Origin of the sequence: Micromonospora sp. NBC_00858 (assembly GCF_045207365.1) — a bacterium.
In the GTDB taxonomy this organism is placed as follows: Bacteria; Actinomycetota; Actinomycetes; order Mycobacteriales; family Micromonosporaceae; genus Micromonospora.
In genome coordinates, this window is sequence record NZ_CP108828.1 from 5,238,962 (window position 1) to 5,252,572 (window position 13,611).

Genomic DNA, 13,611 nt, shown 5'->3' on the forward strand with positions numbered 1-13,611 from the left:
ATCAAGGAGACCCGGTGAACGTCTTCCCGTTCATCGCCGCGGAGCAGGCCGGCAAGCACAACGTCAAACGTGCCTGCGAACTGCTCGAGGTCTCCCGATCCGCCTACTACCAGCAGAAAACCGGCGCCCAGTCGCAGCGCGAGCGGGTCGATGCCCGGCTCACCGACAAGATCACCGTGCTGCACGAACGGTCCAAGGGCACCTACGGGGCGCCGCGGATCCACGCTGACCTCACCGAGCAGGGGCTACGGCACGGCCGCAAACGCGTCGCCCGGCTGATGCGCACCGCCGGACTCGCCGGCAAGAGCCCACGCCGCTGGCGCACGACCACAATCCCGGATCCGGTCGCCGGGCTCCGGCCTGACCTGGTCGGCCGCGACTTCCGTGTTGATCCTGGCGTAATCGATACCCGCTGGTGCGGCGACATCACCTACATCAACACGTGGCAGGGCTGGCTCTACCTGGCCACCGTCATCGATCTCGCATCACGCCGGGTCGTCGGCTGGGCCGTGGCCGACAACCTGAAGACCGACCTGGTCGACGCCGCCCTCGCCGACGCTCTCGCACGCCGCCGACCCGAGCCCGGGCTGGTGTTTCATTCCGACCGCGGCACGCAACTTAGGTTCAAGGAGTCGTTGCAACACCGGCTTGTTGGATAGATCTTAGGTGATCGTCGAGGGCTTCTGCGGGGGTCTTCCAGCCCAGGGCCTTTCGTGGCCGGCTGTTGAGGGCGGCGGCGACGGCGTCGAGGTCGGTGATGCTGTGTCGGGATAGGTCGGTTCCCTTGGGGAAGTACTGCCGTAGCAGACCGTTGGTGTTCTCGTTGGTTCCGCGTTGCCATGGACTGTGGGGGTCGCAGAAGTAGACCTCGATCCCGGTGTCCAGGCGCAGCCGCGCGTGCTGGGTCATCTCCGATCCCTGATCCCAGGTCAGCGATCGGCGTAGTTGCTCGGGCAGGGTGGTGATCTGGCCGGCGATCGCGTCGCGGACCGCCTCAGCACCGTGTCCGGCCAACGGCGGGCCGTTCTTCACGACCGGTTGCTGGCCGTGTCCTTCCATGCGGGGTAGGTGCAGCAGCATCGTGAAGCGGGTGGTGCGCTCGACCAGCGTGCCGATCGCGGACCGTTGCAGGCCGATGATCAGGTCGCCTTCCCAGTGCCCCGGGACAGCGCGGTCGTCGGCTTCGGCCGGCCGTTGACTGATCATGACTTCGGGGCTGAGGAAGTGCTGGCCCCGCCTGCGGGTCCGGGCCTGCGGCACCCGCAAAGCTCGTCCGGTGCGCAGGCACGCCGTCAGCTCCCGGCGCAGCGTGCCGCGGCCTTGAACGTAGAGCGACTGGTAGATCGCCTCGTGCGAGATCCGCATCGACTCATCATCGGGGAAGTCCAGCCGCAGCCGGCGGCTGATCTGCTCCGGGCTCCACGCGGTGCCCCAGCGACGGTCGGCGCGACGTCCGTGGCGGCGTCCCTTCCACGGCACGTTCGGACCTGGAATCGGCCGGCCCTCGCCGTCAGTGACCGCCCCGGCAAGCCGTTCCTGAACATAGTCGCGCAGCCGCTGGTTAGCGGCGAGCTTGGCGACCTTCGGCCGACGGCCGCGGCGTTCGGCATGCCACTGCGCGACCGAGGCCCGATACTCCAGCCGACCGCAACGGGTGGCCGCGTTGCGGCGCAGCTCCCGCGAGATCGTCGACGCATCACGGCCGATGAGCCGGGCAATCTCACGCACGCCCTTGTCCTGGGCCTTGAGCAGCGCAATCTCCTCCCGCTCGGCGATCGACAGGTACCGGCCTGACGGCGGCTTGAGACACAGCGGCGGCATGCCGCCACCGTGACGGAACCACCGTCCGCCCACCGGCTGCGACACACCGCAGGCCAGCGCGGCTTCCTCGCTCGACAAGCCTTCGGCGATCCGCCGCCAGAACTGTCGCTGGACATCCCTGGCGTTCAGGTCCGGCCGTCCTGGTGACCGCATCGCCGGTCGACCCGTCATCGCGGTCACCCAGCCCGGTGGTCTCCCCATTCGCACACCCCTTGATCGAGGTGTTGCGACGACCACTGGAATCCGCCCAATACGTCAGCGCCCAACACGCCCGCCTCGCACACCGTCACGACATCCGCCTGTCCGTCGGCCGGCGCGGACAGTGCTGGGACAACGCAGTCGCCGAATCGTACTTCGCCACCATCAAAACCGAACTCCTGCACCGCCAGGCCTGGCCCACCCACCAAGCCGCCCGCCAGGCCATATTCGAATACATCGAAGGCTGGTACAACACCCGTCGCCGACACTCAACCCTCGGCTACCTCAGCCCTGCGGCCTTCGAGGCCACCAGCTCACAACCGCTACCGATCGACCAAGCCGCCTAACTAAGATCAACACAACGACCCTGTCCGTCGAAACGGGTCAAGCCCAGTTTGGCCGCCGAGGCCGCCGTGGGGGCGATGGTAGTTGTAGTAGTCCTCCCATTCGCGGAGCTTGTCGTTGAAGACTTGGGCGTCGTCGATGACGACACCGTCGAGCATCCGGTAGAACTCCTCGGCGTCGATGCGGTGGGATCTCTCCACCTTGCCGTTGAGCCGCGGCGTTCGTGGCTTGATGTAGGCGTGGTGGATGCCTTTGTCCAGCACGTGCCAGTGGAACGCCGATTGGAACTCGGCGCCGTTGTCAGTCTGGATGACCTGCACCTGAAACGGCAGCCGCTGCAGCACGTAGTCCACGAACTGGATCGCGGTCTTCTGGTTGAGCTGCGGGTAGATCCGTAGCACCCGCAGCCGGGTGCAGTCGTCGATCGCGGTGAACTGGTAGTACTTGTTGCGGCCGCCACGTCGGGCGCCGGCGGAGGTGATGGGTTCGATGAACTTCACGTCGATCTGGACCCGGTGGCCGGGCAGCTGCTTCTCGTACCGCTTCCACCGTTTGTCGTGGCGCTTGTAGCGCTGCGAGGCCGGGAGTCGGTTCATGTCCAGGCGCTTGAGGATGCGCCACACTCCGGAGTGGCTGATGTCGACGTCGTGGTACCGCTTGAGGTACATCGCGATCTTCTCCGGCCCGAAGTGGTAGTTCTGCCGCAGGTAGATGATCTTCCCGACGACTTCGACGTGGGTGGCGTTGGGGCTGGTCTTGGGCCGCTTGGATCGGCTGCGCAGCCCGTCGACGCCTTCGGCCTGGTAGCGGCGGTACCAGATGTAGTACGCCTGCCGGCTGATCCCGTAGTACCGGCAGGTCAGCGCGACGTTGCCGCAGACCTCCTCGACGTGGCGGATGATCGCCAGGCGCCGCTTGGCCTCACGATCGAGGGAGGGGTGAGGGGTAGACATAGATGGTCTCCGTAGTCGCCGGAAACCCCGGTGTCAACGATGTCCGTCAGTTTTAGACCGGCAGCCGGCCGGCAGTCGGCCGTGTCGTACTCCGGTTGATGCGTTACACGTTGACTCCGCTTGATGGGTTACGCGGTCCCCGACTCGCTGGCTACCGACTGTGAACCTCTGGCCGAAGACGCGGATGCGGCAACATCCGCTTCTGCCGAGTTGAGTGCACTCGACTATCCGGGCGAGAGTGCGCCTGCACAGTCACCATCGCCGCCGTCACTCAACGCATCCCCGTCACCCGACTCGGCGACTGACTGCTCAGCCGGCTGGGGTGCCTTCGCAGCAGTGGTCGTGGTGGTCGGGTACGCTGTCCGGCAAGTGCCAGCCCTCGGGGTGGCGTCTGACCCTCTGGTCAATGCTTTGCGGCGAACTTCGGTGCCGACTACCGAACGAGCCTTCTATAGAAGAGACCAGACAGAACACGAGCGAATACATAGCGGTACCTACACAGCGCGTGGTCAGAGCAATACAAGGTTTCCGCCCAGTCGGAGCGGGACCTCAGTCATTGGCCCATAGGTGGCCGAGCTGAGTCCTGCTTGTCTCCAGCTCGGTCGCCGAAGCGTTAGGAGACCGTCGTGGAGATCGAAACCGTTCAGTCGAGCCTGTCGCCGTTGACTCGCCTTGCCGTCGTCGGCGTACTTGTGGCCGGAGCTGTCATCGTCCTTCGATCCTCCGACTCGGAGCATCGGGCGGACATGATTAGGGCGATGGTCGAGCCGATCCACCCCGGCCGGTAGACAGCCGACAGGAACGCACACCCGCTCGACCTGGGCTTCAGGCATCGAGCGGGTGTTCCCTCCACCCAGAACGACCCCACCGCTGTTCTAGCGGAGAGGTCGGAGATGGCTGTCTCGTCAGATGACAGGCGGGTTAGCGGCATCCTCATTTGCCGCTGTCCGCGCGTCCCTGGCGCGTACTGTCCGTCGCCCGGCAGTAGGCGGCGGATCCGTCACGCGGTGTGACGAGCTGGCACCCGTCGGCCGACGAACTGTCACCCATCAACTGGGAACAGATGCGTAACGCATCAAGTGGAGCCCGACACCCGGCAGTCGGCCGAGTTAGCACAGGCGTTCGATAAGCGCCGAACTCTCGGCACTATCCCCCGGTCATCCGCCGAACGAGCTCAGCTGATGCCGCCCCGACGACAGCCACTGCGGCTACCAAAAAGACCCCGGCCACGATGTACTGCATGACGCGCGAGAAGGCACGCTCGTGGTCGGGGTCTGGCTCGCCGAAGAACTTCACCCCCGGATTGAATCGGCGGCCCGTCGCGGTCGAGCGACGCGCGTGAGAGTCCCGGTAGCCCCGGAAGTTGGTGATGATGGCGATCGGCCACAGCGCTAAGAGCAGGCCGACGATGAGCATGAAAACGACCGCTCCCGCGCTGGAGTCGGCGAGTGAATTGGCAGCCATGGGGTTCCTCCGTCGACGAGCGGTCCGACAACGCTACGGCGACGCAAGGAATGCTCGTAGACCGGCAGCGCGACTGACTGAACCACACCGGCCTGTGCGCCGCTAGATGCCGTGGACCCGTAGGTGGTCCGCAAAGGAGTTGGTGAAGCTTTCCAACGCCGCCTTGCCCTTCTCACGGGTGCCAAGGGATGGACGTCCGATGACTCCGCTGGTGGTGTAGGCGGCCATCCCCAACGTCAACAGGTGCGGCCGGTCGTCGGCTAGCCAGTCCGCGGTCTCGTTGCCGTCGCGTACAAAATGCGGGGCGACGTGAAGCAGCAGGGAGCTTTCCATCTCGCCGGCGTGCATGTCGTCGTGGTTGCCGGTTTCCATGCCTGCTTCCTGGCGGGCCTTGGTCCAGTCATGCGATTGCGGGTACAGGCTCATGGTGGGTCCGTTGGCCGCCGTGTACTCCTGCACGACGTTCGACAGGACGTAGTTGCCGCCGTGGCCGTTGATGAGGACCAGGTGCTCGACGCCAGAACGGGTCAAGGACTCGGCTACGTCGGCCACGATCTGGTAGAGCGTGCGGGAGCTGATGCTGACAGTGCCGCGCCAGCTGGCATGCTCGTGCGAGCACGAGATGGTGACCGGTGGGAGCAGCATGGCCGGGTACGCCCTGGAGATGTCACGGGCGATCGCGGAGGCAACGACGGTATCGGTGATGAGCGGCAGGAAATCCCCATGCTGTTCGAAGCTGCCGACCGGCAGTAGGGCAACCACGGAGTCGCGCTGCTTCTCCTCCGCCGCAGTAGCTGCTGTCACCAGGTCCATCATCAGTGGTGCGTCCCTCTCAGGCGGTCGTCAGTCGCTTGATAGCGCGACTTAGCTCGGATACTTCCTCATCCCGACGCCATGGCGCCAGCCGCTCACGTAGCCGCCTCAGCTCTCGTAGGGCGCGCGCTGCGGTATCTGCACGCGCAGATCCGTCGAGCGTTGTCCGTGGCCGTCAACTGGGGCCTGATTGCCCGCAACGTCGCCGTATCGGTGCAACCGCCCACCCTGCCGCACAACGAGGTGAGCCCCCTCACGGTGGAGGAGGCGCGGCAGCTCCTCGCCGCCGCACGTGGCGACCGCATGGAAGCCCGGTGGGTCATCGGTCTGTCGCTGGGACTGCGCCAGGGCGAGGTGCTCGGGTTGTGGTGGGAGGACATTGACCTCGACGCCGCGACCCTGCGGGTACGCCGTCAGCTCACCCGGGCACGGTCGGCTGGCGAAAAGCTCTCATTCGGCCCATTGAAGTCGGCCAGATCCATGCGGGTCCTACCGCTGCCGACTGCCCTGGTCGTCGCTCTCCGCCGGCACCAGCGGCGACAGCTAGAGGAGCGCAACGCGCTCGGCGGTGCTTGGGCAGACCCTCGACTTGTCTTCGCCTCGACCACGGGCGGCCCCGTAGACCACCGCAACGACACCAGGGCTTTCAAGGCGCTCTTGGTGGCGGCCAATGTCCGGTGCGAGGAGGCGGCTGCCGCCGACGGATCGACTCGCTTGGTGCCGAAGGTTCGCCTTCACGACCTGCGGCACACCGCCGCCACGCTCTTGCTCGCCCAGGGCGTGCCTGCCCGGGTGCTCATGGAACTCCTCGGCCACTCCCAGATCGGCATCACCATGAACATCTACAGCCACGTCATGCCCACTCAGCTTGTCCAGGCTGCCGACGCGATGGAAAACGTGTTGTGGGGCGAGGGACAGTAGCTGTGGCTACTCGCTCGGCTACTTCCGCATACTGCAACAACCAAGGGCGCCCGTCAGTGTTGACGAACGCCCTGGTCAATAAGGGTGGAGCCGAGGGGACTCGAACCCCTGACCCCCACACTGCCAGTGTGGTGCGCTACCAGCTGCGCCACGGCCCCTTGTTGTTTCCCGGTCGCCCGGGCACTGGGAAACTATACACATCCCGCCCGGCATGGTCATCTCGCGGGGTCCCACCGACCCGGGTCAGTTGAGCGCCACATCCGGTGGGAAGTGGGCGACGGCGGACATCATCCCGCCCTGCCGACGCAGCACCATCGGCCACAGGTCGTCCGGCCGGTCGACGAAGGCGTCACCGGGCAGCGCGTCCAGCAGGAACCAGGAACCGTCGGCGATCTCCTGCTCCAGCTGCCCGGTCCCCCAGCCGGAGTAGCCGGCGAAGACCCGGATGCCGCCGATGCTCTCCCGCAGCCGCTCCGGGTCGATCGAGAGGTCGATCGTTCCGACCGCCCCGGAGACCTGGTGGAAGCCCTTGAGCCGCCGCAGCGGTTGCCGCATCCGGGCCAGGCAGATGGCCGAGTCGGGCTGCACCGGGCCGCCCTCGAAGAGCACCGCCGGGTGGCGGGCCAGGTCGCTCCAGTCGCCGAGCACCTCGGCGACCGGCACCTCGGTGGCCCGGTTCAGCACCACGCCGAGCGCGCCGCCCGGCTCGTGGGCGACCAGCAGCACCACCGTGCGGTCGAAGTTCGGGTCCTTGAGCGCCGGAGTCGCGACCAGCAGCCGCCCGGTCATCGACTCCATCGCCCGTCCGCCGATCGCCTGGCCCTCTCCCTGCATCCCACACACCCGTCAACCGTGAACCCGCGCCGGGGATCCGTCACTCACCGGACCCGCACGGTGCACCGGGATCAGCCGCGCTGTCAACGCCATGCCTGGCACCATAGCCTGCACTCCGGGTGCTGGCTAAGGTCTGACCGGCAGGTGATCGGACAGTTAAGACGGAGGGTCGATGGCACCGAAGGCGGACCTCGCGGTGATCGGCGGGTCGGGCCTGTACGCCCTCCTCGACGGCACCACCCATGAGCTGGAAACTCCGTACGGCCCGCCGTCGGACGTGGTGACCATCGCGGAGGTGGCCGGGCGGCGGGTCGCGTTCCTGCCTCGACACGGCCGCGACCACCGGTACCCGCCGCACCTGATCCCCTACCGGGCCAACCTCTGGGCGCTGCGCTCCCTCGGCGTACGCCAGGTGCTCGCCCCGTGTGCGGTCGGTGGGCTCCGCCCGGAGCTGGGCCCCGGCACGTTCGTGGTGCCCGACCAGTTGATCGACCGGACCAGCGGGCGGGCGCAGACCTACTACGACCAGGGCGCGGTGCACGTGCCGTTCGCCGACCCGTACTGCCCGAGCGGCCGGCGGGCGCTGCTCACCGCCGCCGCCGGCCGGGACGTCACCGCCGTGGACGGCGGGACGGTGGTGGTCGTGGAGGGCCCACGGTTCTCCACCCGGGCCGAGTCCCGCTGGTTCACCTCTATCGGCGGCATGGTGGTCAACATGACCAGCCACCCGGAGGCGGTGCTCGCCCGGGAGCTGGCCCTCTGCTACTCGTCGATCGCGTTGATCACCGACCTGGACGCCGGGTTGCAGGCCGGCGAGTCGGTGACCCAGGACGAGGTGTTCCGGGTCTTCGCGGCGAACACCGACCGGCTGCGGGGCGTGCTGCTGGACGCGCTGGCCGCGCTACCCGCCGCGCGGGACTGCGCCTGCGGCCGAGCACTGGACGGCATCACCCTGCCCTTCCCGCTGCCCTGAACCGGTGCGGGCGCAGCCCGCTGCGGTGGGTCGGGTCACCGACGCCTGGAAAACGCCCGAAACGTCCGTCACATCCCGATAGATTCGGCTGATCGGGAGGGCGACCGCGGTCGTCCCTGCGCGCGACACGGAAGCAGGTGGCGATGGCAACGGTCCGGGACGCGACGTACGACGTACTCCGCGCCCTCGGCATGACCACCGTCTTCGGCAACCCCGGCTCCACCGAGGAGCCCTTCCTGCGGGACTTCCCGGCCGACTTCCACTACGTTCACGCGCTGCACGAGGCGACGGCGGTCGCGATGGCCGACGGGTACGCCCAGGCCACCGGCGCGCCCGCGCACGTCAACCTGCACACCGCCCCGGGCACCGGCAACGGCATGGGCAACCTCGTCACCGCCTGGCACAACAAGACCCCGCTGATCGTCACCGCCGGCCAGCAGACCCGGGAGATGCTGCTGCTCGAACCCCGGCTGACCAGCCGCCGAGCCGCCGAGCTTCCCCAGCCGTACGTCAAGTGGGGCTACGAGCCGGTCCGCGCGCAGGACATCCCCGCGGCGCTGCTGCGGGCGTACGCGACCGCGGTGCAGCCCCCGGCCGGGCCGGTCTTCCTCTCCCTGCCGATGGACGACTGGGCCCAGCCGGCCGACCCGCCGCCCGCGCCGCGCTCGGTGGCCACCCGGTTCGCGCCGGACCCGCAGCGGTTGGACGAGTTCGTCCGGGTGCTGGCCGGCAGCCACAACCCGGCGCTGGTGTTCGGGCCGGGGGTGGACCGGTCTGGGAGTTGGGCGGCCGCCGTGGCGTTGGCCGAGCGGCTGGCGGCACCGGTCTGGTCCGCCCCCGCCCCGGAGCGGAGCGTGTTCCCGGAGGACCACCCGCACTTCCGTGGGGTGTTGCCGTTCGCGATCGGGCCGCTGGCCGAGGCGCTGAGCGGGCACGACACCGTGCTGGTGATCGGCGCCCCGGTGTTCCGCTACTACCCGTACGTGCCGGGCAACCATCTGCCCGCCGGCACCCGGCTGCTGCACGTCACGGACGACCCGGACGAGGCCGCCCGGGCCCCGGTCGGAGACAGCCTGCTCGGCGATCCCGGGCTCACCCTCGAGGCGCTGGTCGACATGGTGCCGCCGGCCGACCGGCCACCACCGGCACCCCGGGACTCGATGGCGCCGCCGGAGGTCACCGCGCCGCTGAGCGCCGACGCCCTGTTCGCCGCGCTCGCCGCGCACTGGCCGGCGGACGGGGTGCTGATCCAGGAGTCACCGTCCAATCTGTCCGCACTGCGCCGCCGGGTGCGCATCAACCGCCCGGCGTCGTACTTCACGATGGCCAGCGGCGGCCTCGGCTACGGCCTGCCGGCCGCGATCGGCGTGGCCCTAGCCGAGCGGGACACCGGACGCGGCCGGCCGGTGGTGGCGGTGGTCGGTGACGGTTCATTCCACTACTCGGTGCAGGCGCTGTGGACGGCCGCTCGGCTGTCGCTGCCGGTGGTGGTGATCGTCCCGATCAACCAGCAGTACGCGATCCTCAAGGCGTTCGCCGAGTTGAAGGAGACGCCCGGCGTGCCCGGCCTGGACCTGCCGGGGCTGGACATCACCGCGATCGCGGCCGGCTACGGCTGCGCCACCGAGGTGGTGGAGACCCCCGACCAGCTCGGCGCGGCGCTCGCCGCCGGGCTGCGCGCCAACCGTCCCACCGTGCTGCCGGTACCGATCGGCACCGAGGTGCCCAGCATCCTCTGACCCGCGCTCACCGGGCCATCAGCACCAGCGGCCCGTCCGGGGCGGTCGTACGCGGTCAGCGCGGGGCGATCGACAGTGGCGCGCCGGTGGAGACGTCCAGCACCGGCCGGGCACCCAGCGGCGCGGCCAGGGTGACGGTGACCGGCTCCAGCTTGAGCAGGTCAATGCACTCGCCGGTGGACCGGGTGACCCCGCCGCCGACCACCACCACGTCCGGCCGTTCCTGCACCAGCGGGGTGATCCCGGTGTCGCAGGCACCGACACCCAGCCGGACAGTCAGCCGCGCGCCGTCGACCGCCGTCAGGTCCTGGGCTGCCACCAACCCGTCCGGCAGCGGCCGTACCGGCGCGGTGGGCTCGGGGACCGCGGTGACCGCCGTCGGCGCCACGGCGAGCCGGGCCACCGGGATGGCCAGCTCCTCGATGGTGAACAGCCAGGCCGGGACCTGCGCCTCGCCCCGGCTGGTGCGTACCGGCACGGTGCCGAGCGTGACCCCGGTGACGGTCAGCGGAAGGCAGGCGGTCTCTGGGCCACTGCTGACCCAGCCGTCCGGTCCGGGTTCGACGGTGAGGCCGGGGGTCGGTAGTCCGGGCCGCTTCGGCCGTCCCGGACAGGGCAGCGGATCGCCCTGGTCGAGCTGCCGGTACGCCTCGGCCGCGCTGACCAACGGCAGAGTCAGCCGTCCGTCCAGGAAGCGGATCTCCCCGCCGACCCGGGTGGGCGGGATCGGGACCTGCGCGCGGTACCAGCCGGCCCGGAAGGCGGCCTCGGTGTCCGGCGTGAAGCCCGGGTCGCCGTTGAGGATGGTCGGTCCCTGCAACGGGACGTACCCGGTGCGCCAGTCGGCACCGGGCCGCCACGCCTCGGCGACCTCGGTAGCTCGCTGCTCGAACGCCTCCGAACGGTGCTCCGGGGCGGTGGGCGCGTCGGCCTCGGTCGGAGCGCAGCCCGCCGCGAGCACCAGCAGGGGCAGAGTGAGCAGCAGGATCGATCGACGCATGCTGGTACGACGCACCCGCCGACGCTCCGGTTCCCCGACCCCCGGCAGCCGGCTCAGGTCTCGCCGCCCAGATCCATCTGGTACGCCTGCCAGAGCAGGTCGGCGCCGCGCCGTCGATGCCGCGCCAGCGTCCGCACGAGGTGCCCAGCCCGGCCGCGCACCTCGTCGGGGCAGGTCTGGGGCTGCTCGGCGGCCCGCTGCACGGACAGGATCGCGGCGACGATCGCGGCGTGCTCCCGGGTCAGCAGCCGGACCCCGTGGACCAGCCGGGGTGAGTGGGCGAGCAGTTCCCAGTAGAGACCGGTGGGACCCTCGGTGACCCGGACGTGCTCGGCGAAGCCCTGCCCGACCGGGCGCAACCGGACCAGCACGCGCTCGCGCCAACGGGGCTCGGTCGCCGCGACGGCGACGGCCCGGGCGAGCGCGTGCAGGTCACCAGCGAGCCCGGCCGGGCGCGGGTCACCGGGCAGCCCGGTGGGGTGCGGACCGGCGGGGAGACCGGCCGAATGCGGATGCGGGACGGCACGTGACGGCTGCTGGACCGGACCGGCGGCCATGGGCACCTCCCGCGCTGCATTGCTACCGCATACCGCGATGGTGAACCCGCTCGTCCGCCCTGTCCAGAGCCCTCGGACGCCTCATCTGCCCCATCCGCAGCATCAGTCCCGCAGACACCACAGGCATGCCTTTTTCGCGGGGCGGTGCAGCCGGTCAGCCCGCCGACGGGTGCTCCGCCAGGCGGCGCAGGTGGCTGGCGGCGGCGTGCGCGTCGCCGTCGCGCCCGTCCACGGGACGCCCGGTGCTGATCGCGTCCGCCAGCGCCCGCAACTCGGACGGGGGCAGGGTGTCCAGCCCCATGCCGCGCAGTGGGATGGTGACCCGCCGCCCGCTCTCGCCGTCGGTGGCGACGACGACCGGCACCCGGTGCCCGCACGCCCGCACGTCGTCCCCCGCCTCGCGGTACGGCAGGGTCGCGGCGTCGATCCGGGCGGTGGCGAGGTCGACGGTCCGACTGGCGAACGCCCCGCGCACCCGGACCCGGCTGCCGTCCAGCCAGGCGGCCGTGCGGAGCACCCGCAGCACCAGGTAGAGACCGAGCAGGGCGAACGGCAGGCCGCACAGCCCGACGAGCGGGCCGGGGCCGGTCTGGTCCCCGCCACTGCCGGAATCCTGCAGCCCGGGCGGCAGCAGCCCCGGGGGCAGGTCGCGAGCCTCCTCGTAGGTGGCGAGCCCGTCGCCCGGGCCGGTCAGCCGGCGCAGCAGCCCGTCGGCGACCAGGGGCAGCACCACGAACGCCGCGCCGACGGCGGCAACGAAGACGCCGACCACCACCGAGACGGTGCGCTGAGCGGGTGACGCGCCGACCGACAGGCGCAGCTCCTCGTTCGTCACAGCCGGCAGCGTAGGCGAGCCACGCCGTGGCCGGCGTCATGGCTCCCGGGAATGCCGGAGCCGAGTGGGCCCGGATACGACGATGCGCCCCGGCCGGGGGGCCGGGGCGCATCGCTTCGAGGTGGTGGAGGTGCCGGGAATCGAACCCGGGTCCTTCGCCGGTTTGTCAGGGCTTCTCCGAGCGCAGCTCGCTGTGCCTCTACTCGGCCCCACCGCTCACGCGAGCAAGTTGGTGTGACGGGCCCAGTCGCTGATTAATCTCGCCGCACGGACCCCGCGACCGGGTCTGATTGGCCAGCCTTCTAGCTGATGCCGGCTACTGGGACGAAGGCGTTCCCAGGCCGACAGACTTAGCTACTCGCCTCAGGCGGCGAGAGCGAAGTCAGCGCGATTGTTCTTGGCGCTTATAAGTTTCCGACGACCGATTCTCGAGACGACGTCGGCTTCCTCGGCTCGCTTCCCCTGTCGCTGCGTACGAAGTCGAAACCAGTCACCCCCTCGACAGGCCACCGATGTGGCGGCACTGACAAGACTAACGCCTGCCGCAACGGGTTTCATCCCGAGCCCCGGGCCGGCGCGCCGACCCGGACAAACAGGATTATTCAGTCGTCCATGCCCTTGCCGCGCCGGCCGGAGACCCGGGCGATCTCCCGGTCCGCGTCCCGCTTGGCGAGGTCCTGACGCTTGTCGTACGACTTCTTGCCCTTGGCCAGGGCGATCTCCACCTTGGCCCAGCCGTCGGAGAAGTAGACCTGCAACGGGACGATGGTGAGACCGCCCTCGCGGGTCTTGCCGAGCAGCCGGTCGATCTCGCCCCGGTTGAGCAACAGCTTGCGCGTACGCCGGGGCTCGTGGTTGGTCCAGGTGCCCTGGGTGTACTCCGGGATGTGCATCGAGTGCAGGTACAGCTCGCCGTTGCGCTCCTGGGCGAACGCGTCCACCAGCGACGCGCGCCCGGCCCGCAGCGACTTGACCTCGGTGCCGGTGAGCGCCATACCCGCCTCGTACGTGTCGAGGATCGAGTAGTCGTGACGCGCCTTCTTGTTGGAGGCGACGACCTTGCGCCCCTTTTCCCGTGGCATCGGTGCCACCCCCTCTCCCGGACGGTCCATGGCCGGGATCACTCCGGCCGGACAACCGATCATGCTACCTGAATCA

15 protein-coding genes, 1 tRNA gene and 1 other RNA gene are annotated in these 13,611 nt (G+C 69.5%); 6 read left to right on the forward strand and 11 right to left on the reverse strand.

All coding sequences use genetic code 11. From position 1 onward, the window contains the following. Positions 1-14: 14 nt before the first annotated feature. Positions 15-659, forward strand: coding sequence for an IS3 family transposase (locus OG990_RS24325; RefSeq protein WP_406077292.1), 645 nt, complete (start codon positions 15-17; stop codon positions 657-659). On the opposite strand, the gene OG990_RS24330 is transcribed toward OG990_RS24325, so the two are convergent. Continuing rightward, positions 625-2,022 carry an IS30 family transposase gene (locus OG990_RS24330; RefSeq protein WP_406077293.1) on the reverse strand — a complete coding sequence of 466 codons (1,398 nt, stop codon included), beginning with the start codon at positions 2,020-2,022 and terminating at the stop codon, positions 625-627. The genes OG990_RS24325 and OG990_RS24330 overlap by 35 nt on opposite strands. A 20-nt stretch (positions 2,023-2,042) precedes the next feature. Between OG990_RS24330 and OG990_RS24335 the strand changes: the two genes are divergently transcribed. Then, complete coding sequence (locus tag OG990_RS24335) at positions 2,043-2,366, forward strand: integrase core domain-containing protein (RefSeq protein ID WP_406081861.1); 324 nt, start codon at positions 2,043-2,045, stop codon at positions 2,364-2,366. A 6-nt stretch (positions 2,367-2,372) separates the two neighbouring features. On the opposite strand, the gene OG990_RS24340 is transcribed toward OG990_RS24335, so the two are convergent. Then, entirely contained in the window at positions 2,373-3,317 is a 945-nt protein-coding gene (locus tag OG990_RS24340; RefSeq protein WP_406077294.1) for an IS481 family transposase, read from the reverse strand. Positions 3,318-3,943: 626 nt separating this feature from the next. On the opposite strand from OG990_RS24340, the gene OG990_RS24345 reads away from it, so the two are divergent. After that, positions 3,944-4,105 (forward strand): hypothetical protein, encoded by a 162-nt coding sequence (locus OG990_RS24345; RefSeq protein WP_406077295.1) that lies wholly within the window; start codon positions 3,944-3,946, stop codon positions 4,103-4,105. 358 nt (positions 4,106-4,463) lie between these two features. Here the strand turns inward: OG990_RS24345 and OG990_RS24350 are convergent, their stop codons facing one another. Together OG990_RS24350 and OG990_RS24355 are read right to left on the reverse strand one after the other, a co-directional pair. Next, positions 4,464-4,781: a hypothetical protein gene (locus tag OG990_RS24350; protein WP_406077296.1), complete on the reverse strand. Its 318-nt coding sequence runs from the start codon at positions 4,779-4,781 to the stop codon at positions 4,464-4,466. Positions 4,782-4,883: 102 nt separating this feature from the next. Further along, complete coding sequence (locus OG990_RS24355) at positions 4,884-5,594, reverse strand: creatininase family protein (protein ID WP_406081862.1); 711 nt, start codon at positions 5,592-5,594, stop codon at positions 4,884-4,886. Positions 5,595-5,762: 168 nt separating this feature from the next. Between OG990_RS24355 and OG990_RS24360 the strand changes: the two genes are divergently transcribed. Beyond that, complete coding sequence (locus OG990_RS24360) at positions 5,763-6,515, forward strand: tyrosine-type recombinase/integrase (RefSeq protein WP_406077297.1); 753 nt, start codon at positions 5,763-5,765, stop codon at positions 6,513-6,515. An 85-nt stretch (positions 6,516-6,600) separates the two neighbouring features. On the opposite strand, the gene OG990_RS24365 is transcribed toward OG990_RS24360, so the two are convergent. Then, a tRNA-Ala gene (locus tag OG990_RS24365) sits at positions 6,601-6,673 on the reverse strand. A gap of 85 nt (positions 6,674-6,758) precedes the next feature. Then, positions 6,759-7,349: a YqgE/AlgH family protein gene (locus tag OG990_RS24370; RefSeq protein ID WP_355606635.1), complete on the reverse strand. Its 591-nt coding sequence runs from the start codon at positions 7,347-7,349 to the stop codon at positions 6,759-6,761. A gap of 172 nt (positions 7,350-7,521) precedes the next feature. Between OG990_RS24370 and OG990_RS24375 the strand changes: the two genes are divergently transcribed. Both OG990_RS24375 and mdlC read left to right on the forward strand, forming a co-directional pair. Then, entirely contained in the window at positions 7,522-8,322 is an 801-nt protein-coding gene (locus OG990_RS24375; RefSeq protein ID WP_386984944.1) for an S-methyl-5'-thioadenosine phosphorylase, read from the forward strand. A 143-nt stretch (positions 8,323-8,465) separates the two neighbouring features. Next, a complete protein-coding gene (gene mdlC / locus OG990_RS24380; RefSeq protein WP_406077298.1) occupies positions 8,466-10,061 on the forward strand; it encodes a benzoylformate decarboxylase in 1,596 nt (531 codons plus the stop codon). A 55-nt stretch (positions 10,062-10,116) separates the two neighbouring features. Here mdlC and OG990_RS24385 read toward each other — a convergent pair whose 3' ends face one another. The 5 genes from OG990_RS24385 to smpB form a co-directional block, all read right to left on the reverse strand. Beyond that, positions 10,117-11,061: a hypothetical protein gene (locus OG990_RS24385; RefSeq protein WP_406081864.1), complete on the reverse strand. Its 945-nt coding sequence runs from the start codon at positions 11,059-11,061 to the stop codon at positions 10,117-10,119. Positions 11,062-11,114: 53 nt separating this feature from the next. Further along, entirely contained in the window at positions 11,115-11,618 is a 504-nt protein-coding gene (locus OG990_RS24390) for a hypothetical protein (RefSeq protein WP_406077299.1), read from the reverse strand. Positions 11,619-11,772: 154 nt separating this feature from the next. Continuing rightward, positions 11,773-12,453, reverse strand: coding sequence for a hypothetical protein (locus OG990_RS24395; protein ID WP_406077300.1), 681 nt, complete (start codon positions 12,451-12,453; stop codon positions 11,773-11,775). Between the two features lie 122 nt (positions 12,454-12,575). Continuing rightward, positions 12,576-12,951, reverse strand: a transfer-messenger RNA (tmRNA) gene (gene ssrA / locus OG990_RS24400). Between the two features lie 104 nt (positions 12,952-13,055). Continuing rightward, the gene (gene smpB / locus OG990_RS24405) at positions 13,056-13,535 is read right to left on the reverse strand and encodes an SsrA-binding protein SmpB (RefSeq protein ID WP_328423795.1); all 480 of its coding nucleotides are present in this window, start codon (positions 13,533-13,535) and stop codon (positions 13,056-13,058) included. Positions 13,536-13,611: the final 76 nt, after the last annotated feature.